Consider the following 20,156-nt stretch of genomic DNA (forward strand, 5'->3'; position numbering starts at 1 on the left):
TTAACCCGTTTCATCTAACTCGCGCTTGTAAGGTGATGACGCGTGATTGAGGTTCGCAACGTTTCCAAGCACTACGACTTCGGAAACGTCACGGCTTTGAAGGGGATAAACCTCACCTTCGAGGACGGGAGGTTCTACGTCATAGCCGGCGCCTCCGGAAGCGGGAAGACGACTCTCTTAAACATTCTGAGCGGAATCGACAGACCGACCGAGGGCGAGGTCATCGTCGATGGGGTTAACGTTCACTCTCTCAAGGAGAAGGAGCTGAGGCGCTACCGCCTCGAGAACTTCGGGATAGTCTTCCAGTTCTTCTACCTCGTGCCCTACCTGACCGGCCTCGAGAACGTTCTCCTTCCAATGAGGTACTCGAAGAAGGTTGAAAACCCCGAGGAGAGGGCGCGGGAGCTTTTGAAACTCGTAAACGCGGAGCATCTGGCGGACAAACTGCCGGAGCACATGAGCGGCGGTGAGATGCAGAGGATAGCGATAGCGAGGGCTTTAGCGAACAGGCCCAGATACCTCTTCGCGGACGAGCCGACTGCAAACCTCGACTGGGAGAACAAGCTTCGAGTCTGGGAGCTTCTGAGGAAGGTGAACCGTGAGGAGGGAGTTACCGTCATAGCGGCAACCCACGAGAGGGAGTTTTTCGAGTTCGCCGACGTCCTGATAGTCCTCAGGGACGGTGAGGTTCATGAGGTTAAGGCTCGCCCTGAATAAACTTAAGCGCGAGAAAAGAAGGGCTGTGACTGTTTTCGTAATCTTCGCCTTCCTCAGCCTCGGGATAAACTTCACGCTCGGCGGAATCGGGAGCTTCATCGGGACGATAAACGACTTCTCTCACATCGGCAACGTCGAGTTCGTCGTTCAGGGCGTGAGCGTTGAGAACCTCACCAGGTTTGGCGAGGTCGTGAACTACCTCTACTTCGACGAGGGCAAAGTGGTCCTCAACGGGAAAACCTATAACGCTCTAATCGGCTACGGCAGGTTCGAGGTTCCTAAAGTCCAGAGCACGCCGAAGGGCGTTTACGTCCTGGCATTCCCCGAGGCGAAGAAGGGCGATAAGCTTGAGGTGAACGGGAAGACCTACACCGTCCTCGGCTCCTACTACTATCAGATGGGGGAGCCAATAGTCCTTACGATGGATAAAGGCGAGAACCTCTACGTTTTCATGCGTTGCAACGACACTAAGGCCCTCTCGGAGTTCCTGATGGCGCACGCTAAAGTTCGCTACTTCATGGTTTACGGGAACGGCCACGTTCCCTACGAGGACGAGCTTAACAACGTCAAGACCTTCGTCATGAGCTTCTTCTACCTAATGCTCGGCGCGGTGCTTCTCGTCAAGGTTCTCGTGACGGTCGCCCACATCAGGGGGAGCATCAGGGAGGTCGGCGTTCTCAAGGCCCTCGGTCTCCCGGACTCGTTCGCATTCACCCTCTTCGTTGGGGACTACCTCATCGCTTCTCTCCTAGGCTACACCGCAGGAATCGTCCCCGGAATCCTGCTCGGGAGTAGGTCGAGCCTCTTCAGCGTCTCGGTCCCACTGAGACCGAACTACACTTACCCGCTCAAGTTCGACGCGGTGATAATACTGGCGATAGTCCTTTTGGTTTCCCTTCCCTACCTCTACGTCTCGAGAATCCGGACGATTGAGGCCCTGCGCTTCGTCCCGAAGAGGAGCTCCCTCCTTAAGTTCCTCACGGTCTTCTTCGTCGTCTTCCTTGCGTCGGGCTCGGCCTACTTCGCTCTGGCCGGCATAGAGAAGCTCGCCAACTTCAGCGCGCCCTTCAACGTCTGGGTCATGGGAAGTCCTGAGAAAATAGCGAAGCTCCCCGGCGAGAAGGCAGGCTATCTGCCCGGTCAGAGCGTCAACGAAATAACCACTGAAGTTTATTTCTTCAACTACACGAGTATCTTCGAGAAGACGCTTTTGGCCGGCAGGTGGTTCCAAAGGCCCGACGAAGCGGTGGTTGAGGTGGGTCTCGCGAGAAAGCTCGGCCTGAAGGTCGGCGACACGATACGGGTGAACCTGCTCGGCGTCGAGAGGACCTACCGCGTTGTCGGGATAAGCGACGCCTCCTTCTACAACTACCGCGCCCTCTTCCTGCCGATGCAGGGCTTTGTTGAGCCCAAGATGGACTTCATGAAGGTGAGAGACCCTGAGGCGGTCAAGGAAAGGCTCGAGGCCCAGGGCCTGAAGGTCTACACGCTCGAAGACCTGAGGAGAATGACAGAGCAAAACCTCGTCCTCTTCAAAACGCCGGTTTACACGGTCATGCTCGTTACGTTCCTCGTCAGTGTCTTCGCGGTATTCACCCTGATTTACCTGGAAATCGGGGGCAACGAGAAGGTCTACGCAACCCTCAAGGCCATCGGAATACCCGACAGCCATGTTGAAAGGGAGTTCCTGCGGAAAACCGTTCCCTCAGCAGTCATCGGCTCGCTCCTAGCGATTCCGCCGGCGCTCAAGGTCGGCTACTACATCGGCAACATCCTTTTGCCCGTAAACATTTCGCTCGACGATGCGTTTAGAGTTCTCCCCTTCTTGCTGGCCCTCTATGTTACCTACGCCCTGCTGACGGTTCTGATTGTCAGGAGGGTGATGGGAAAGCTGGAGGTGGTCAAAGCGCTGAGGGCTTAGTCGAGAATCGCCACCACGCCTTTCCACTTCTTCCCGAAGCACTCGCTCGCGATGGCGCTCTTTCCCGTTAATTCTTCGAGGAACTTCAAAGCCGAGTCGCACTTCTTGAAGCCCGTTGCTATGCCCACCGTTACCCCCTCGATTTCCCTAATTCCGGCCCTCTTCTGGTTGTCGAGCTTTTCCCTCAGCTCATCCCCATAGCGCCAGAGGATTCTCCTCGGGTCGAGGAGGAGTTCCCTCTCAACGCCGTCGAGGACATCTTTGAAGTCCCAGACGAAGTCTCGGCTCTTCTCTTCCTCGCTCGCGAACAGCGTAAACCTTCCCGTCTGCCACTCACGGAGGAGCCACCTCGCCGTTTCTTCCAAATCAACCTCTCCGCCGGCCTTTATGAGGCCCCGCTTTTCCCCTATCTGCCTGAGGATTTCCTCCTCGCTTTCGGCTTCGATGCCGAACTTCTCAGTTATGGCTTCCCTCCTCGTCTCAAGGATTCTGGAGATTAGCTTTAAGGCCGGCCTGACTGGTTCTTCAATCTTGTCCGCCGGGAATCCTCCTTTAATGACCAGCTCGTCGAAGTCGTCTATCGGAACAACTCCAGGGCTGTCGAGGAGCCAGAGCTTCTTGCTGAGCCTTATCAGTTGCTTTCCCTTGGTGTAGCCCGGTATCGGGGCGGTTCCGACGGCCCTTTTTCCCTTCAGGGTGTTGATTATCGTGCTCTTACCGACGTTAGGGTAGCCTATGAGGGCAACCTTAACTTTCTCCTTCTCGTCAAGGAGGGGCTTCGCGAGCTTTTTGAGTTCCCTCCTCAGTATTCCGGTCCCCTTCCTCTCTCTCGCGGATATGAAGACCACCGGTATCTCGCTCTTCCGCTTGTACTCCTCGGCCCACTCCTTCGGCACCAAATCGGCCTTGTTCATCACTATGAGGAGAGGTTTACCAGCTTCCTGAACTAATCTCTCGAGCTTTCTGTTGCGCGTTCCTATGGGGTCCCTTGCATCGACTACCTCGACTATCACGTCGGCCTCGTCTATGACTTCCCTAACGACCTTCCAAGCTTTCCTCTGCTTCATCTCTAACCACCGTTATCTCGAAGATTACAGTTCCACCGTCCGTGTAGGGTGGTCCCGGGTCGAGGCACTGGACGTAGGCTTTCTCTCCCCTTCCGAGGCCTAGCTCGCTCGGTTTAATACCCTTTCGCAGGGCCACTATGTAGGGAAGCAGTGAGGCGAAGGCGTGGGTACATATGGCGTCAGTTTCGTCCAGTTTTACCATTGGGCCTTCTACAACGATTCTATCGCCAACGTTGAATACAGGGCACCTTCCCTTAATCTCCTTGACAACTATTTCCAACCGTTCCACGTTCTCACCGAAACTTAAATAAGGATTAATGCTCAAAAACTATTCGAGACATTAATAACTTAGCGATAACTCTGATGGTGGTGCTTAAAGTGGCAGAGGATATTGAGGCGAAAATTCGTCGTTTGAGGGAGCTCGGGAAGGTAACGGCAGAACCCGAGACTCCCCCCGTTAAACCGCCGACGGCTTCACCAAAGAAGCCACCTCGTAGACCCCGCTCAATCAGTAGTATTCGCGAGAGGGAGAGACGCAAGAGGATTTTAATCGGAGCATCGATTTTAATCATCGTAATCCTGATAATCTCCATAGGTGCCTATTCGTACCTCCAGAGCAGAAGTGCCAACGAACTCAAAAACCTGCGCTCGAAGAAGATTGGTGAGGTGAACTACTACTTCTCGCATTACAACTTCTCAAACAAGGAATGTGCCCAGAAGGCTTTTCAGGTCAGAAGCCTCGTCCTCAGCAAGATTGAGTCTGCCAAAACCGTGGACCAGTTGCGCTCTATAGATGTAAAAATATATTTTGATAAGGCGGTTCAGGTGTACAAGGCATGTGTCGAGGAGCAGCAGAAGGTCGCGTATGAGACACAACTGAACCAGACTAAACAGCAGAAGATTCAGTCAATAGAGATTGCGTTCCAGCCACTCCTGTCAATGCCTCTTCCGGACAGTATCAGGGCAAAGGTCATATCTGCTATGAAGACACTTGAGCAGCAAGTTAAAAGCGCCAAGACAATCGAGGAAGTCAATTCGATAAGCCCTGACTCGTACCTCCTCTCTCTCTGGAGGGACTACTACTTCTGGAAGATTGACAACATTCCGACCAACGACGTCATCCTCGAGAAGAACGGGGTCAAGCAACTCGTCTCCAAGTCTGAGGCGAAGTCAATTCTAAGCGCCGTTACCAGCTACACCGAGTTGCTCCAGTACAAAGTTTACAAGGTCCAGTACGTTGAGATTGCACTCGTTCTGCCCAGGGATAGGATTGCCGGCGGTTTCATTAAGCCCGGGGACGTTGTCATGTTCTTCGCCAAGAACGGTACAAAGGGCCAGTACAAAGAGATAGTTAACCAGGGTTACGTTGAGCTCGTTCTGTTACCAACGAACGTCGGCCAGATTTCGGTCAGTGAGTCGCAGAGCCAGAGCAGTTCAACGAGCTCGTCAACCTCAACGACTTACAACGAGAACCAGGCTTCCACGTACAATCCGGGAGATACTCAGTTCTCGAACGGAACCTCTGTCACCGACACGTACTCCAACTCAGAGAGTGCCAGCCAGAGTTCCTCTGCCAGCTACTCGTACAACGTCAACCTCGCCGAAATACTGAAGGCCATAGCGGCTGGGAAGATACAGGCGAGTGAACAAGTTAAGGAGGAGCTTCAGAACTACGGGTGGAAGGTCATAACCCTCGAGCAGACATCTGACATGCTCGTGCTACCACCGAACACGGAGTTCCTTATAATCGTCAAGGTTCCCTCAATATTCGTGCCCGACATACTCCAAAACCAGCAGTACCTGTACGTAGCGAGAGTAACCACGTGAGGTGATGCCCGTGAGGAAGGTCCTCTCACTTCTTTTCGTTTTCATCCTAACCTTATCCCTTCCTAGCTTCGTAGTTGCGGATGACTACACCCTCCCCGGTTCAATCTCGGGGGGCCTGACCTACAATAACATTGGTCTGCTCGGTGAAATAATGGTGAACCTCAACGTTACCCTTGTCAACACCGCTCCATATCCGAAGTTCATAGTTGTTAATCCAAGGTATGATTTCAAGGTTCTCCGGGGTAACGGCACCGAGTACCTCTACAACAATAGGACACCAAATGGTGACATCGTTGGACACGTCTCCTGGGGGGCCCTCTACCGGTCCGTGAACTACCTCATAGGCTTCTGGATAGCCCCATATGAAACCGTTGTCGTTAACTTCAGAATAAATTCAAACGCGTCCTACGTTGTTCCATTGCTCGATTACAAGGACTCTTGCGGTGGCCTTGGTCGCATAACCCAGCTGACTTACAACGACGGCAACCTGACGAGCATGGTCATCAACAACAAGGGCAACTTACAGGACCTTGTCTGTGGCTCGGTCTATCCTCAGCTCATAAACAGGCCGATTTTCCTCAGCCTCAGAACAATGTTCCCTCTCCTCGACAAGGACATTGAAATTCTCGGATATCGGGGTAAGGTGACTTTTAGGATAACTAACGTCCCCAACCACTACAACAGGGACAAGGTCTTCCATGTGTTCTTTGCCGTGGCGCAACCGGTTATCTTCTTAGGTGCTAAAACCTACGACTACTATCCAAATTACACGATGACGTATCACCAATACATCTCGGAGTTCATATGGAAGTACAGGGGCCTTCAGCCTCCAAAGAGGGAGAACGTTAGTGTCAGCCTTCCCCAAAATGACCTCTTCAAGCTGACGAACTCGCTTTTATCTGGAGTCAAGGTGGGGGCCACACCTAAGGTTGAGAGAAAACCCTATAAAGGTCCGGACTTCCCTGTGTGGATAATATTTATGGGTGACCAGGTCAATCTAACGTACAGTGTGAGCTGGAATAACAACTCCGGACGGTGAGAGTTCGTGTTCGGTGAGAAAAAGAAGAAGGGGGAGGGGTTTTCCTGGATAGACGAGATACTCTCCGGTGGTGAGGACCCCCTTGAGAAGGTACTTAAGAAGAAGGAGGAAGAGCCACCCCTCCCGTTTGCATCTTCTGGGGGTAGCCTTGAAGACATCCTAAGTGGTGCATCCGGAGGAAAATCAGAAGAACCCAAAAAAGCACCGGAACCTTCAAACGAAACTGGCGCTGACTTTTTAAGTTCGATACTCGGTAAGGGGGAAAAACCATCCCCTGCAACGAAATCAGAGCCCTCGGGAGGAGCAGAGACTGGTGCTGACCTCTTGAGCTCCCTTTTGGGGAGTTCTTCGGCGTCTCAACCTTCTAAACCAAAACCTAGTTTTAAATCCGCTGAATCAAAGCCCTCTCGCTCGGTTCCGGCTTCAGAGGATAGGGGCGGTGAGACAGGTGCTGATTTCCTCAGCGAGATTTTGGCCAAGCCCGCGTCTTCCTCTACCACACCTCCAGTAGGAACCCCTTCCGCTCCACCGAAGAGGCCGTCTCCCAACCTTCGGGACATCCTTGGCGCCTCAACTTCCGAGGAAGTCTCTTTTGCCGGCAGGGGGGAGGTCCTCGATGCCTACGGCAACGTCCGTATACTCAAAGTAAAGGGAGAGCCAGTACCAATCTACGAGGTTCGCTTTCCAAAGCTCAGTAGTGATGAGCTGAGACTCTTCAAGCGCATTAAGGAAAGGGCCATCACTGAAATTCAGATAGACCCCACCGCGATACCCAATCCAGAAGAGCGCAGAAAAGTTTTCCTTAACGCGGTAAAGAAGATGATTAAGGAGGAAGCTCCCCAATACTCCGAGGGCAGGATTGAGGTCTTGGCCGACATGATAGTCCAGCAGATGATAGGCTACGGCAAGCTCGACCCGCTCGTCAGGGACGACAACCTTGAGGAAATTATGGTCATAGGGACGGGAAAGCCGGTCTACGTCTGGCACAGGCGCTTCAACATGTGTAAAACCAACATAACGTTTCCCGAGGAGAAGGAGATACTCAACATCATCGAGAGGATAGCGAGGGAAGTCGGCAGGAGAATTGACCAGCAGAGCCCGCTCCTCGACGCCCGTCTCCCGGACGGAAGCCGTGTTAACGCGACGATTCCGCCGATAAGCCTCGACGGTCCGACGATAACCATCCGTAAGTTCAAGAAGGACCCGCTCACCATAATTGACCTCATCAAGTATGGGACTATAAACTCCGAGATAGCAGCCCTGCTCTGGGTCTTCGTCGATGGCCTCGGCGTCAAGCCGGCCAACGTTCTCGTTGCCGGTGGAACGGGTTCCGGAAAGACGACGACCCTCAACTCCCTTGGAATGTTCATCCCACCGAGCGAGCGCGTCATAAGCATAGAGGATACGGCCGAGCTCCAGCTTCCGGTGGAGCACTGGATAAGGCTTGAGACGAGGCCGCCAAACCTCGAGGGCAAGGGAGAGGTCACGATGGACGACCTCGTCAAGAACACCCTCCGTATGCGTCCTGATAGAATCATCGTCGGTGAGGTTCGTGGTCCAGAGGCAAGGACGATGTTCACTGCCATGAACACGGGCCACGATGGCTGTATGGGCACGATTCACGCCAACAGTGCCCGTGAGACGATAGTCAGGCTGGAGAGCCCGCCGATGAACGTTCCGAGGATTATGATTCCTGCCCTCGATATAATCATCATGCAGGTCCGCTTCCACAGCAGAAAGAAGGGAACCATAAGGCGCGTCACGGAGATAGCGGAGGTTTCAGGAATAGAGGGGGAGAGCATACAGCTCAACAAGCTCTACAAGTACGACCCTGCTAAAGATGAGCTCGTTCCGACTGGCGTTCCGAGCAGGACCCTTAACACCCTCGCTCACCATACCGGAATGAGCATGAGGGAGATAGAGCTTGAAATCGAGAAGCGCAAGATAATCCTTGAATGGATGATTGAGAACGGAATCAGAAGCATAGACAAGGTCGGCTATTACATCAGACAGTTCTACATTGATGAGGAGGGCCTCATGAAAAAGATAGCCTCCGAGAGTAGCATGGAAACCAGCAAACAGATTCAAAGAATGATGTGAGGTGTTGACATGGGGTTCATAGAGTTCCTTGAGAGGTTGGGTGGGAAGACGATAGAGATTACCGAAAAGCCAATGCGTCGTGTTCCTAAGGGCAAGTCGATTCAGGAGAGACTCCGCGCTCTCAAGGAGCTTCAAAAGGAGATAGAAGAGGAGAAACGAGAGAGTGAGCAGGAAAAACTCGTTGAGGAGGTCATTGAGTGGCGTAAGGAGGAAATAAGCCAGCCTTTCTCAGAGAGACTCGCCGAGGTGGTACTTAAGTACTTTAAGGGACCCGTTGAAGCGCTGACTAACTCCATTAAGGGGCTTGACAGGGACCTTTACAGGGCCAACATATTCATGCCAAAGGAGAAGTACGTCGCCTACATGCTCGGGGTTGCCATGATGGCAGCGTTCTTTGGTTTCCTTTTTGCTTATCTTCTCTACATGCCCCTGAGTACGTCTCTCCTCATAGGACTCCTCGGGTTCTTTGGTGGATTCTTCTACATGAGACAGTACCCCAAGATGGTGTGGCGCAAGCGCGTGGCAGAAGTTGAGAGAACAATGCCCTATGCCCTAAGGCACATGGCATCCCTCCTCAGTGCCGGCGTTGGTATAGCCGAGGCCATACTCTCAGTTGCCAAAGCTGATTACGGCGTTCTCTCGGAGGAGTTCGAGTTAATCCTTAGGGACATGAGAACTGGTTCATCCTTTGAGGATGCCCTGACCAAGTTCGAGGAGAAAATGGCATCTGAGAACATAAGCAGAGTTACCAAGCAGATTCTGAGGGCCGTTAAATTCGGCGGAAACCTAGCGGAGATACTCTACAAGCTCGCTGAGGACTTCTCCTTTGAGTACAGGATGAAGCTCGTGGAATACGTTCAGAAGGTCAACGGTATAGCTTTTATCTACATGTTCATGACCATAGTCATGCCGACTATGTTCGTCGTTGGTGTCTTGGCAGGTTCTGTTATGGCCCAGCAGCTCATCTTCAACGTTCAAACCCTGGCGGTTATACTAATCCTTGCATTCCCCGCGATGTCGCTGATTATCATCAACATGATTAAGAAGGCTGAGCCGAGGTGAAACCATGGCGAGAAGGGGTGTCACATCACTCTTGGTGTCCCTTGTTGAGAGACTGATACCTGAGAGGCATTTAAAACGCTACGAACTCTACATCTACTCCGCCGGAATCAACTTTCTCGCAACGGAGTACCTGGTGATTTCATTCCTCATGGGTGTCATAGTCGGATTGCTCGTTGCTTTGCTGACTACGGGTCTCTATGGCCTCGTTGCATTCATTGGCGGTTTCATCGGTATGGCTTTTGTGTACCCCTACTGGAGGATATCCAAGAGGATTGAGGACATGGAGAAGAACCTTCCAGACGCGTTCTTCTACCTTGCCAGCTCCCTCAGGGCGGGCATATCCTTTTCAGAAGCTCTCGAAGAGCTAACGACTGCTAAATTCGGGGCCCTCACCGAGGAGTTTAAGAAGACGGTTGCTGAGATAAAGAAGGGTCGTCCCACAGTTGACGCCCTCAGGGCTTTTGCCATAAGGAACAGGAAATCTCAGGTCATCTACCGTTCTATGATGATTATCATTGAGGCCCTCGAAAGGGGGGCCCCGATGAGCGACGTCTTGGTCTTCGTGGGAAACGATGTGCGTGAAATCCTGAGGATAAAGCAGGAGAGAAGGGCATCAACGGGAATGCAGGCGATGTTCTTTATAGTGACGAGCGGGTTCGTCGGTCCGATGATTCTCGGGATAGTCACGAAAGTCATGGCGTCGATGAGCGGCCCGGGTACGGGGGTTCACCTTCCCGTGGCAACAATGACTAATATCCTTTTTGTCTTCATAATAGCTCAAGCGCTTGTCTCGGGCCTTGGAATCGGGGTAATAAGAGAAGGGAGCTACAGCGCCGGCCTAAAGTATGCGGCACTGCTCGTCGCGATGGGTTCAGCTATCTTCAAGGGCGCCGCCCTGCTCAACATCGGCTTCTGACTTCTTTACCTCTATTACCTCAACCTCAAAAACCAGGGTCTTTCCCGCAAGCGGATGGTTGAAGTCGAGGGAAACGAGGTTCTCCTCTATTTTTAGTATCTTGGCTATTCCTGAATCGGTCATGACGTAGAGCCCTTCCTGAGGCTCGAGGCCTGCCTTGGTGAACTCTTCAATGGGGACCTTAATGATTAACTCCGGGTTGGGCATACCATAGGCTTTCTCCGGTGGAACCGTAACTGTTTTCTTCTCCCCCGGCTCCATGCCTACGATGGCCTCGTCGAGGCCCGGAATAATCTCGCCAACCCCGATTCTCGCCCACATTGGGCCGTACTCCCTGTCCTCAACGTAAACCCCGTGTTCCTTTGCGAGCTCCTCTATGCTCGTGTCAAAAACCTCGCCGTTCTCAAACCTTCCAACGTAGTTGAACAGAACGTAATCGCCAGCTTCAACCTTCATTTCCTTCAACTCCAAAATTGCTTCAGTGGGACTTACTTCGGTCCCTTATAACCCTTTTGGTCTCCGTCTTTCCCGTGCGGTAGGTATATAAGGAACCTTGCCCAGTGTTATAATGGTGATTGATATGGGATACCTTTCTGACGTCCTCCGGAACGAGTATGGTAACCTCGAGGTTCGTGAGGTCTACACTTCGAAGCTCGGGGAAACGGACGTGGAGATAGTCGAGGTGAGCTCTGGCGGTGAGAAGTTCATAGCGATGTTCCAGAGTGTCCCAGTTAAGGATGGCCTCTACAAGTGGTCGTTAATCATAACCAGCGCCCACAACACTCGCACAATCAAGGGGATGGACAGACTCGATGCTATAAACCTAGCGCTGAGGTCAAGCATTGACGCGATGATAAAGGGGATAGAGGGCGAGTGATTACTCCTCTGGGAGGATGTAGTAGACGTAGTGCGGTCTGTTCGTTATCTCGTCAATGAAGACCACGGTGCCATTCCTCGGGGGCTTTAAGTAGTGAACCTCTCCCTTTCTCGTTGTTACAGCCGCGAATGCATCGCCCGTTCTAACCCTGTTCCCGACGTTCGCTATCAGCGTTTTGGTGAAGCCTTCAACGGGGAGAAGCATCAGCTCGTCGCCCTTCCTGAGGTAAATCCTCGTTCTGCCGTCTGGAAGGACCAGAACCGCGTCGGCGTTCATCCTGCTGGTGGTTCTGTCCACGTAGAGGTAAAAGCGGTCGTAGACCTCCTTGATTAGGAACTTTGCATTCTTCCCTATGAACTCCGGAACGGTGTCCCCCCTCTTAAGCCATACCTCAACGTTGCCGTCGATTATCACACAGTCCTTTGTGGCCTTTCCTTTCTCAATGCACTCCCCTTCCCTACCCTCGACGTAGAGCTTTGGAACCCTCTCCATACTCCCACCTAAATTTTACTGGCCCGTAAACCTTTTAAACCTCTCCCCTTACTTTGTTCCGTGGCGCAAAATGTCCACTAAGGTCAAGTTCGTTGCGTTGCTGACAATAACGGTCGTTCTCCTTGCTTTTGTGATGAACAGTCATGCGTTTTCAGCCCCCCATCGCAGGTCCACCTCAGAGCTCCCCCTGGATTTTCTAACGGTTGTCGTCCTCGTTGGCATCTCCGCTGGTCTCGTGTTCATAATCATGATGGCCTTCTATTTTCGGGAGTTTAAAGGCTTCAAGATGCGCGTTGATATGGAGGATGGAGCTTCCTCATTGTTGAACTCCATCGTCTCGGCAATCCTCTCCCTGATTTTCATAGCATCCCTCAAGTTGGTCGGGAGACCGGGTCCCCGCCCGTCTCCCATCAACTGCACTCTCCTGAACAACGTTAGTTACACGAGCTCCTTCTCCAAGTGTCCGGTTGTGATGGCGTCTAACCTGTCTAACTCTACTCCAAGTCTTTCGGTGAACTTCTCTGGGATTGGCTCCATCCTGGGGAGCCTAAACACCGGCTTCCGCTGCCCAATCACTAACGTTACTCCTCTCGCCAGCTCTTATGGTACGTCGACGGCGAGGTTCTCAAAGAGTGCGGTGACGTCTCACCTCTGGGTTGTTTTCATGCTCCCGGTGCTCTTCAGCTTCGCTTATGCGGGTTATCACTACTACCGGCTCGGGCGGGAGGAGGTTAAGAGAAAGAAAAAGCTCCAGAAGGCCATTGAGTTCGATGAGAAGCTTGATGAGTTCGGCCTCGAGAGGTTCTCCGACCCCAAGGAAGCAATCGTGGAGATTTACAAGAACGCAGTGCTGTGGCTTGAGGGCCTTGGAATTCCGTACAGGGAGAGCTGGACCCACTGGGAGCACGCGGAGCACGTCAAGTACATGCACGAGGCCTTCGTGAAGCTTGCGAGGCTCTTCGAGAAGGCGAAGTACGCCCCGGAGAGGCTTGAGTGGAAAGACGCTGAAAAGGCCCTTGAGATTTACAACGAGCTGAGGGGGAGGGCCCGTGAGCTTGCGGAGCTTGAGTGAGAAGTTCAAAGGCAGGGTTGTCCTCCTGGGTGTTCTCTTGTTCTTCTCAATCGTACCCGGAGAATACTACATCCGGTGGATTGCCTCGGTGGCCCTGGCGGCGACCCTCGCGCTCATCTTGGTTGGCTACGACGTTAGGATTCCCTACCGCAAGGAGGCGTCCGAAGAGTTTAAGCGTCCTCTGAAGCCCGAGTTTGAGAGGGCCCTTACAATCGTTGAGAGGTCTAAGAAAGGGGGTTCGAGGAAGCTGGTTGAAGAGGACCTGTTGGAGATACTTTACATCCTCTACGATGGGAAGTTCAACTATCAGGAGCTCCGCTCCAATCCGCCCCCGGCTTTGAAGGCGTTCTACTCATCCCCCAATCCTTATGAGGGCCTTAAGGAGGCCCTAAAAATACTGGAGGCTGAGCTGAATGAAGATAGAGGAAGTTCACGAGAAGTCTAACCTCGTCCTGAGGGAAGTTGAAAAGGCGATAGTTGGCAAGGAAAACGTGCTGAAGATGATACTCACGACGATTTTAGCGGATGGCCACATCCTAATAGAGGACCTCCCGGGACTCGCGAAAACGCTGATGGCTAAGAGCTTTGCGAGCGCTCTCGGCCTGCAGTTCAAGCGCGTTCAGTTCACCTCCGACCTCCTTCCGAGCGACATACTCGGCGTCTCGGTCTTCAACCAGAAGACCCTTGAGTTCGAGTTCAGGAAGGGGCCAATTTTCACAAACATCCTCCTCGCGGACGAGATAAACCGCTCGCCGCCGAAGACGCAGAGTGCTCTGCTCGAAGCGATGCAGGAGAGGCAGGTGACGATAGAGGGCAACACCTACGAGCTTCCAAAGCCCTTCATCGTCATAGCGACGCAGAACCCCATAGAGCAGGAGGGAACGTACCCCCTCCCAGAGGCCCAGCTCGACCGCTTCCTCGTCCGCCTCCGTGTTGGATATCCCACCAGGGAGGAGGAGAAGGAAATCCTCAAGAGGAGAATGGAGCGCAAGAAGGAGGAAGTGGACATAACGCCAGTTGTCACGCCGGAGGAAGTCCTTGAGATGCAGAGGGCCATCGAGGACGTCTACATAAGCGAGCCGATAATCGACTACATCGTTGCCGTCGTTGAGGCAACCCGGAGGGACAAGAGGAGCGTTGAGATTGGCGCCTCTCCAAGGGGGAGCCTGGCCCTGATGAAGCTTTCGAGGGCCTATGCCGCAATAGAAGGCAGGGATTACGTAATTCCCGACGACGTTAAGGCCGTTGCCGTCCCAGCCCTGAGCCACAGGCTAATCCTAAAGCGCGAACTCTGGTACACGAAGGTCTCGCAGGAGAGCGTCATGGAGAAGCTCCTCGAGAAGGTTCCCGTTCCCAAGTTCGAGTGAGGGGTCAGCATGTTAGGCTTCGAGGGAATTCCATATCAGCCTTCGGTTATTCCCCTCGAGGAGGAAGGTGAGGAGACAGAAGTTTCTCCGACCTCAAAGCTTGCCCTCTACCTGATTTCGCTCTGGGTCATTCCCCTTGTCTCGTTCCTTCTCCTCAGGTGGGAGATGGTCTACTTGGTGCTACCGTATCTGACGCTCCTTTCAGTCTCGTACCTCTTCTTCAAGCCAACCGGAAACGTTGAGGTTTGGCGCGTCGTTTCCCACAACCGCTTTTTGGAGGGTCAGGAGGCTGAAATCGAGGTTCACGTCAAAACGGACTTCCGCGTTGATTACTTTCGGGTCAGGGACCTCGTTCCCGACCTTGAGGTCGTTGGGAAACCTGAGAAGGTCTTCTCCCTTGGACCCGGAGAGGAGGGCGTTCTTAGGTACCGGGTCAAGGTGAAGCGCGGCATCTACCGGTTTGAGGGCGTTCGGGTCTCCTACCGCGACCCTTTCGGCTTTTTCTCCTCAGACCGCATCGTGGACCACTTCACCGAGATAGTTGGGGTTCCAATCCTTTACGAGGTTCAGACACCCTACTCGACCAAGGGAACTAAGATAACGATAGGTCCGCTCCCATCTCCCCTCATTGGAGGCGGCCTCGAGTTCCACGCGATTAGGGAGTATCAGCCCGGCGACCCGCTCAAGGTCATCAACTGGAAGGCCACCGCGAGAACCGGAAGGATAATGGCCAACGAGTTTGAGAGCGAGAGGAAAGTTGACGTCGTCTTCGTTATCGATGCCTCCAGAATGAACGAGCCGGTCTTTGACTACCTAATCCGCGCCGCTGCATCGCTCATGCTCAACGCCCTGAACGACGGCACGAGCTTCGGCCTCCTCATGGCGGAGAGGATACCCCTGTGGGTCCGCGTTGACTACGGCAAGAGGCACTTCTTCAAGTGCATCGATTTCCTCAGCACCGCGAGGCCCGACGAGAACAACTTCATCGCCTACCAGGTCGAGCACCTCGTCAAAACATCTCTTCCACCCCGGGCCCAGATTATTTATTTCTCACCGCTCGTAACCGAGGAGAGCAGGAAAGCACTGAAAATACTCGCCGAATTTGGCTACAAGGTCGTTGTTATAAGCCCGAACCCGAACAGCCTATACGAACCGAAAACCGAGGATGAGGAGCTCGCGATGAAGCTCGTCCAGCTCAAGAGAAAGGCCATCCTCAACAGCCTCGCGGGCTATGGACTCATAATAGACTGGGACGTCAGAAAACCCCTTAAAGCGGCAATCGCGGAGGTGCTTGGAGTATGATTAGGAAACTCGTTTCACTGGGTACTCTCGCACTTACTTCTCTATTCGTCTACCTTGCCTTTGGGCCGGGACTTGAGGCCCTCGTCGTGCTCGTCCCGGCGCTCCTTACCTTCCTCTGGGAACCCGCGGGTTACCTGTCCCTCTCCGCCCTGGGAATCCTGCTGGTTTACCGCTCCGTTGGCGGTTTCTGGGGGTTAATAACGCTTGTATTCGCAATCGAGTACGTTGAGTCGGTTTACCTTACAAAGAGGAACGCTCCGGCGGAGCACTACTACGTCCTCTTCGCCGGAACGATGCTCGCCGTCCCCATCTACTACCTCGCTTACTTCCTCTCGTTCTACGTTCCGAGCCTCGTGAACACCGTCGTTGCAGCCCTCTTCGCCGTTTTCCTCTACGTTCTGTTCTACATCGTCGTTAAACGCTGATGCTCCAGCTCCCCCTTTTCTTTAGGACTTCCCTCGCTCGCTCAAGGCCCATCCTCACGCACTCATCTAGCTTTTTACCCTTCACGAGTCCGGCAAGAAAGCCACCCGCGAAGGCATCACCCGCTCCAGTTGGGTCTGTCTCCCCCTCAACGGGAAGCGCCGGAAACTCGTGGGAGTCGCCGTCGTAAATCAGGACTCCCCTCTCTCCCCTCGTTATCACAACAAGCTCTGCTCCCCAGGAGTACAGCTCCTCTGCGGATTTTCTAACGTCATCGAGGCCGGTGATTAGTTTCGCCTCCCTCTCATTTGGAAAAACTGCGTAACTCATAGATACGAGCTCCCTCACGAGGTCGGGCTTTCTCCCGTAGTCCTCGTAGTAGGTCGGGTTAAAGTCGAGGCTCACTCTCCTCCTTTCAAGCCTATTGAGGACCTTCACCTGCTCCTCGGGCGGAATCGGAGCTATATGAAAGATTTTTGCCTTGAGATAATCCTCAGGAATCGGCGTCTCGCCCATTCTCTCCGCAACGCCCATCTCAACCGGTGACTCAACGCTTCCGTCGGGTTTGTAGATAACCCAGATGTGAATAGTCTTCCCGGGGAGGATTTGAACTCCCCCAATGTCAACGTATTGAGCCAGTTTTTCAAGCCACTCCCGCGGAAAATCCTCGCCGACTTTCGTGACGAGACCGACCTTAGCGCCGGCCAGAGCGGCTGAAGTCGCCACGGCCGCCGCGGCACCGCCGGGCATCTCGATTTTCCTCCCGTCCGGGAAAACTATCGTGTCTATCGAGACGTGACCGAGGACAACGAGCTCGACCATTCTACCACCCCTGACCTTGATTGGAGTCGTTACGTCGCCTTGGGTTTTAAGCCAAACGGTGGAATTGGATACGTGGTAAGCGGTTACTACCCAATTAAATGGACAAAATATAAAACGTATTGAGTTGTCTATTGGGGTTTAGTGTAACCAAAAGCTTTTTAGGAGCTTTGATTATTTTGTCAATGGCTTGTGTGAAATCCGAGGAGCCACGTGAGATTCGGTGAGGGGCATGTCAAAAGTTATTCCCAACGTGGTCTTGGTAATCTCTGTGCTCTCACTGCTTTTTCTCCCGGCCGTCTCAGCCGATTGCTCGCCGTACAAAATTTATTCCGTGGATTCAATCAGCATTATCGACGGCTGGCTTCTCCTTGGAATCGGAGAGAACACGTACACCTGCGAGATGATAGCTGGGGAGTGGACGCCCGTGCTGATAGGTGTACCAAATGAATATTACCTCCTCACCGACGGGAGCAAGGCCGTCTTTCTTGGGGGCACTGACATCGGCCGGGAAACCTTCCTCGGTTTTGTGAACGGAACGCTCTACGTTCTAACCGTCAACAGGGCTCACGTCCCGTACAAAAACGTGACAATCACAATTGAAGGTGTGTCCCACAACTTCACGCTCCTCAAGAACGTGACCGTGAAAGCGCTCTACCGGTTCACTGGAACATGTTTGGAAAACGTTTCAACGTGTAGAATAGTCTCGTATCCCAATGGGACGAAGATAGACACCTGCAATGGGTCCGTCTGGAACGTCTCCAACTACAAAATCCCCGGCGGTTCCTTAACCGGCGTCCCCGTGAGGATTGAGAATGGAACGGTTCACTTCAGATTGGGAAGAAGTTACTCCCTTGCGCTCCTGGAAGGGGTCAATACTTCGGTTCTGAAGCTGGAAGCGTTTAAGGCAAAGCACGGGGTCATCTTGGTTAACATGGGGGTAATCAAAGTCCTCGCAGGGGAAGGTGTTGAGGACATCCCCGTACTTTTTGTTGCAGATAACAAAACCGTCCGTTCACCTAAATTCATGGATTTGGAAAAGTTTGTCTGCGCCAAAGGTAGTGCGAATACTACCAATTCAACTGCTAACTCCGTGGTTGAGAATAGGGGCAAAAAGAGCATCTGTGGGCCTGCTTTCCTTGTCCTACTTGGGACAACTGCTCTCTTTGCAGAAAAAACAGTGAGGAGAGTGAGAAAATGTCCCGAATAATGATTGGTTTCCTTATTTTCATCCTTTCAATGTCAATAGTTCCATTTCACGGTGTCTCTGCCTCCAGCACTCAAACCTTCCAGGCCTATCAAATCACCATCGAGGGACTTGAACCCCACAGTATTGGAATTTTGCCATACTTCATTATCATGGTGAAACCCTACTGGCAGGTGAACGGCTCTTCCCCCGGCGAGTACCGCCTTCTTTACACCGCGTACCCATCGTTCAATAACATTACCAACTGGACCTTCCAGTACGTGAACCTCACGAACCTCCCCGGAGTAACTCACAGGCTCGGAAACGTAACGCTCCCATGGCCAACGAACAACTTTACCCTCTTCTCTTACGACGGCGCTCCAATCATTCACTGGCAGGCGGAGAACGGCACAACCTACGACTACCTCTGGGTGGGTAAATACGCAGTGCCTGCAGTTATTCACTATAAAGCTCCGAGCTTCCAATTTGCGGGGCAATTGGAGGGAGATTACATAACCTTCAAAGACTTGAACATGACAATTAAACTATCAACAGGAGAACTTCTAAGCTACTATCCAAGACAACTTTTGGGCTACTTGGGAGGGTTGTTGTATTCTGGCAGGATTTACATCTGGAACTCAACGACGGCCTCATACATGGTAATTCACAGAAAAGCCTTCCTAATTTATCCCTTGCGTTTGAGCTACTGGAAAGCCAATGGAAAAGTTTACGTAGGCGTTAACTTCTCGAAGGGCGTCGAGTTAAAGGCCAATCAGTCTATCCCAATCCTCATCTACTCGAAGGGAAAGCTAAAACCCCTCGTGGACGTTTTGAGGCTAATTACTCCCCAGGGAGACCCACTGAGAAACCTGAAAAACCCAGTCATCTCAATGACGCCCCAAAGGTGGATAACACCCATATTAGCACAGGAGTTTTTTGAAAACTTCACCCAGTACTACAAACTCCATTTCTCCATTGTATCAAACGGCACTTCCGCAGTACTTACAATCGAAAGGAACGATACTTTTCTCACGGAGGGCGGGGCGCTTATGGAATTTCCCCCGGCGCCTCATCCTTATCTTGTCGTGAACAGTATTCCAAGGTTTTTCAATCTCTCACCAACCGTTGAGCAGTTCAACCTCTCGGACTGGTGGCTTTACGAGTTCAAGTTCAGCGTCTGGAAGAACCACTACGAGCTCCTCTGGGAGAATTCCCCTCCAGTTATAAACTCCTCAATCGCTTATTATCTCAACGGAACATGCTGGAAGTTAATTAACAACTTCCACAACTCCCCCGGCCTTGTCACCAACGGAACCGTTGAAGGGAACTACATGGTTTTTCACTTTAACAGAACAACCCTAAAAATTCCCCTCACTGAGCTGGCGAAGTATTACCCGCCAAAGGTTTGGGAGTGGAAGCTTGCCGCGGCAAAGGATGGAAAGGGTTATTTAATAATCCCCACCGCAGGATTCGACTACGGTGGACGTTTTACTTTTGGAGGAGTAATCCTTGGTCGGAGTGATGTTCTTCTGCCTGTTGACGATTCCTCCGGTGTTTACGCACTGTATTACGTGAACGGGACTTTAAAGCCGGCTTTTGACCTGCTCAGGCTTATGAGTCTGAAGGGGGATTTGGTTAGGGGCTTACCGAATCCCTTCAATTCGAGCGTGACTTTTGGGTTGTGCAGTGCTGAAACACAAACGCAAGCCAAGCATACTAAAACCCAGGCCGAGACAACTGCCACTTCAAAGTCAAATGAAACCATGACCCAAACGACCGTTCACACAGAGAGCATCGAGAAAACCGCAACTACACTCCCACCATCACCCGCCACAAAAGAAAAAAGCATCTGCGGGCCTGGGCTGATAATGGTTATTGCATTGAGCGCCGCGCTTCTCGCAAGAAGGAGGTGCCATCGAGAATCGGCCAAAGGTTAACGTTAAAAGCCACCCCTCTCTTCTATTTCCGG

Annotated in this window: 20 protein-coding genes; 15 read left to right on the forward strand and 5 right to left on the reverse strand. The window is 52.5% G+C overall.

All coding sequences use genetic code 11. The features are described 5' to 3' along the window. Positions 1-42 precede the first annotated feature (42 nt). Together CS910_RS01645 and CS910_RS01650 are read left to right on the forward strand one after the other, a co-directional pair. A complete protein-coding gene (locus tag CS910_RS01645) occupies positions 43-717 on the forward strand; it encodes an ABC transporter ATP-binding protein (protein ID WP_099209430.1) in 675 nt (224 codons plus the stop codon). Next, positions 692-2,638, forward strand: a complete 1,947-nt coding sequence (locus CS910_RS01650; protein WP_099209431.1) for an ABC transporter permease — start codon at positions 692-694, stop codon at positions 2,636-2,638. Before CS910_RS01645 ends, CS910_RS01650 begins: the two co-directional genes overlap by 26 nt. On the opposite strand, the gene CS910_RS01655 is transcribed toward CS910_RS01650, so the two are convergent. Then, positions 2,635-3,705: a GTPase gene (locus CS910_RS01655; RefSeq protein WP_099209432.1), complete on the reverse strand. Its 1,071-nt coding sequence runs from the start codon at positions 3,703-3,705 to the stop codon at positions 2,635-2,637. The genes CS910_RS01650 and CS910_RS01655 overlap by 4 nt on opposite strands. Next, the gene (locus CS910_RS01660) at positions 3,674-3,994 is read right to left on the reverse strand and encodes a TIGR04076 family protein (protein ID WP_099209433.1); all 321 of its coding nucleotides are present in this window, start codon (positions 3,992-3,994) and stop codon (positions 3,674-3,676) included. Before CS910_RS01660 ends, CS910_RS01655 begins: the two co-directional genes overlap by 32 nt. Positions 3,995-4,083: 89 nt before the next feature. Here CS910_RS01660 and CS910_RS01665 point away from each other — a divergent pair, with 89 nt between their 5' ends. The 5 genes from CS910_RS01665 (at position 4,084) to CS910_RS01685 (ending at position 10,649) form a co-directional block, all read left to right on the forward strand. Continuing rightward, complete coding sequence (locus tag CS910_RS01665; RefSeq protein ID WP_099209434.1) at positions 4,084-5,532, forward strand: DUF515 domain-containing protein; 1,449 nt, start codon at positions 4,084-4,086, stop codon at positions 5,530-5,532. A gap of 4 nt (positions 5,533-5,536) precedes the next feature. Further along, on the forward strand, positions 5,537-6,571 hold the full coding sequence (locus CS910_RS01670) for a hypothetical protein (protein ID WP_223211911.1): 1,035 nt from the start codon (positions 5,537-5,539) through the stop codon (positions 6,569-6,571). Between the two features lie 246 nt (positions 6,572-6,817). Further along, positions 6,818-8,671, forward strand: a complete 1,854-nt coding sequence (locus tag CS910_RS01675; RefSeq protein ID WP_449353735.1) for an ATPase, T2SS/T4P/T4SS family — start codon at positions 6,818-6,820, stop codon at positions 8,669-8,671. Positions 8,672-8,680: 9 nt separating this feature from the next. Then, entirely contained in the window at positions 8,681-9,733 is a 1,053-nt protein-coding gene (locus CS910_RS01680; RefSeq protein ID WP_099209437.1) for a type II secretion system F family protein, read from the forward strand. 4 nt (positions 9,734-9,737) lie between these two features. Further along, on the forward strand, positions 9,738-10,649 hold the full coding sequence (locus tag CS910_RS01685) for a type II secretion system F family protein (RefSeq protein WP_099209438.1): 912 nt from the start codon (positions 9,738-9,740) through the stop codon (positions 10,647-10,649). Here CS910_RS01685 and CS910_RS01690 read toward each other — a convergent pair. Beyond that, positions 10,605-11,105 carry an FKBP-type peptidyl-prolyl cis-trans isomerase gene (locus CS910_RS01690; protein ID WP_099209439.1) on the reverse strand — a complete coding sequence of 167 codons (501 nt, stop codon included), beginning with the start codon at positions 11,103-11,105 and terminating at the stop codon, positions 10,605-10,607. The genes CS910_RS01685 and CS910_RS01690 overlap by 45 nt on opposite strands. A gap of 124 nt (positions 11,106-11,229) precedes the next feature. On the opposite strand from CS910_RS01690, the gene CS910_RS01695 reads away from it, so the two are divergent. Then, entirely contained in the window at positions 11,230-11,526 is a 297-nt protein-coding gene (locus CS910_RS01695; RefSeq protein WP_099209440.1) for a hypothetical protein, read from the forward strand. Here CS910_RS01695 and CS910_RS01700 read toward each other — a convergent pair whose 3' ends face one another. Further along, complete coding sequence (locus tag CS910_RS01700; RefSeq protein ID WP_099209441.1) at positions 11,527-12,018, reverse strand: DUF2118 family protein; 492 nt, start codon at positions 12,016-12,018, stop codon at positions 11,527-11,529. Between the two features lie 70 nt (positions 12,019-12,088). Between CS910_RS01700 and CS910_RS01705 the strand changes: the two genes are divergently transcribed. The 5 genes from CS910_RS01705 to CS910_RS01725 are packed head-to-tail and all read left to right on the forward strand — an operon-like array spanning position 12,089 to position 16,184. Beyond that, positions 12,089-13,090, forward strand: coding sequence for a DUF4129 domain-containing protein (locus CS910_RS01705; RefSeq protein ID WP_223211912.1), 1,002 nt, complete (start codon positions 12,089-12,091; stop codon positions 13,088-13,090). After that, the gene (locus tag CS910_RS01710) at positions 13,068-13,535 is read left to right on the forward strand and encodes a hypothetical protein (RefSeq protein ID WP_099209442.1); all 468 of its coding nucleotides are present in this window, start codon (positions 13,068-13,070) and stop codon (positions 13,533-13,535) included. The genes CS910_RS01705 and CS910_RS01710 overlap by 23 nt, the downstream gene beginning before the upstream one ends. Further along, the gene (locus tag CS910_RS01715; protein WP_099209443.1) at positions 13,504-14,457 is read left to right on the forward strand and encodes an AAA family ATPase; all 954 of its coding nucleotides are present in this window, start codon (positions 13,504-13,506) and stop codon (positions 14,455-14,457) included. The genes CS910_RS01710 and CS910_RS01715 overlap by 32 nt, the downstream gene beginning before the upstream one ends. 9 nt (positions 14,458-14,466) lie before the next feature. Further along, positions 14,467-15,759 carry a DUF58 domain-containing protein gene (locus tag CS910_RS01720; RefSeq protein WP_099209444.1) on the forward strand — a complete coding sequence of 431 codons (1,293 nt, stop codon included), beginning with the start codon at positions 14,467-14,469 and terminating at the stop codon, positions 15,757-15,759. Then, entirely contained in the window at positions 15,756-16,184 is a 429-nt protein-coding gene (locus CS910_RS01725) for a hypothetical protein (RefSeq protein WP_099209445.1), read from the forward strand. Before CS910_RS01720 ends, CS910_RS01725 begins: the two co-directional genes overlap by 4 nt. On the opposite strand, the gene CS910_RS01730 is transcribed toward CS910_RS01725, so the two are convergent. Next, a complete protein-coding gene (locus CS910_RS01730; RefSeq protein WP_099209446.1) occupies positions 16,174-17,004 on the reverse strand; it encodes a carbohydrate kinase family protein in 831 nt (276 codons plus the stop codon). The two genes, CS910_RS01725 and CS910_RS01730, sit on opposite strands and share 11 nt — an antisense overlap. Positions 17,005-17,233: 229 nt before the next feature. Between CS910_RS01730 and CS910_RS01735 the strand changes: the two genes are divergently transcribed. Both CS910_RS01735 and CS910_RS01740 read left to right on the forward strand, forming a co-directional pair. After that, a complete protein-coding gene (locus CS910_RS01735; RefSeq protein WP_099209447.1) occupies positions 17,234-18,211 on the forward strand; it encodes a hypothetical protein in 978 nt (325 codons plus the stop codon). Continuing rightward, positions 18,199-20,124, forward strand: coding sequence for a hypothetical protein (locus tag CS910_RS01740; RefSeq protein WP_099209448.1), 1,926 nt, complete (start codon positions 18,199-18,201; stop codon positions 20,122-20,124). The genes CS910_RS01735 and CS910_RS01740 overlap by 13 nt, the downstream gene beginning before the upstream one ends. Positions 20,125-20,156: the final 32 nt, after the last annotated feature.

Source organism: Thermococcus henrietii (assembly GCF_900198835.1).
Classification (GTDB): domain Archaea; phylum Methanobacteriota_B; class Thermococci; order Thermococcales; family Thermococcaceae; genus Thermococcus; species Thermococcus henrietii.

Excerpts from the sequence above, each read along its gene's own strand:
- CS910_RS01705 (WP_223211912.1), top strand. The coding sequence starts at position 12,089 with ATGTCCACTAAGGTCAAGTTCGTTGCGTTGCTGACAATAACGGTCGTT.
- CS910_RS01725 (WP_099209445.1), top strand. The coding sequence starts at position 15,756 with ATGATTAGGAAACTCGTTTCACTGGGTACTCTCGCACTTACTTCTCTA.
- CS910_RS01690 (WP_099209439.1), bottom strand. The coding sequence starts at position 11,105 with ATGAAGGTTGAAGCTGGCGATTACGTTCTGTTCAACTACGTTGGAAGG.
- CS910_RS01695 (WP_099209440.1), top strand. The coding sequence starts at position 11,230 with ATGGGATACCTTTCTGACGTCCTCCGGAACGAGTATGGTAACCTCGAG.
- CS910_RS01740 (WP_099209448.1), top strand. The coding sequence starts at position 18,199 with ATGTCCCGAATAATGATTGGTTTCCTTATTTTCATCCTTTCAATGTCA.
- CS910_RS01670 (WP_223211911.1), top strand. The coding sequence starts at position 5,537 with ATGCCCGTGAGGAAGGTCCTCTCACTTCTTTTCGTTTTCATCCTAACC.
- CS910_RS01715 (WP_099209443.1), top strand. The coding sequence starts at position 13,504 with ATGAAGATAGAGGAAGTTCACGAGAAGTCTAACCTCGTCCTGAGGGAA.
- CS910_RS01650 (WP_099209431.1), top strand. The coding sequence starts at position 692 with ATGAGGTTAAGGCTCGCCCTGAATAAACTTAAGCGCGAGAAAAGAAGG.
- CS910_RS01685 (WP_099209438.1), top strand. The coding sequence starts at position 9,738 with ATGGCGAGAAGGGGTGTCACATCACTCTTGGTGTCCCTTGTTGAGAGA.
- CS910_RS01700 (WP_099209441.1), bottom strand. The coding sequence starts at position 12,018 with ATGGAGAGGGTTCCAAAGCTCTACGTCGAGGGTAGGGAAGGGGAGTGC.
- CS910_RS01720 (WP_099209444.1), top strand. The coding sequence starts at position 14,467 with ATGTTAGGCTTCGAGGGAATTCCATATCAGCCTTCGGTTATTCCCCTC.
- CS910_RS01680 (WP_099209437.1), top strand. The coding sequence starts at position 8,681 with ATGGGGTTCATAGAGTTCCTTGAGAGGTTGGGTGGGAAGACGATAGAG.
- CS910_RS01735 (WP_099209447.1), top strand. The coding sequence starts at position 17,234 with ATGTCAAAAGTTATTCCCAACGTGGTCTTGGTAATCTCTGTGCTCTCA.
- CS910_RS01655 (WP_099209432.1), bottom strand. The coding sequence starts at position 3,705 with ATGAAGCAGAGGAAAGCTTGGAAGGTCGTTAGGGAAGTCATAGACGAG.
- CS910_RS01730 (WP_099209446.1), bottom strand. The coding sequence starts at position 17,004 with ATGGTCGAGCTCGTTGTCCTCGGTCACGTCTCGATAGACACGATAGTT.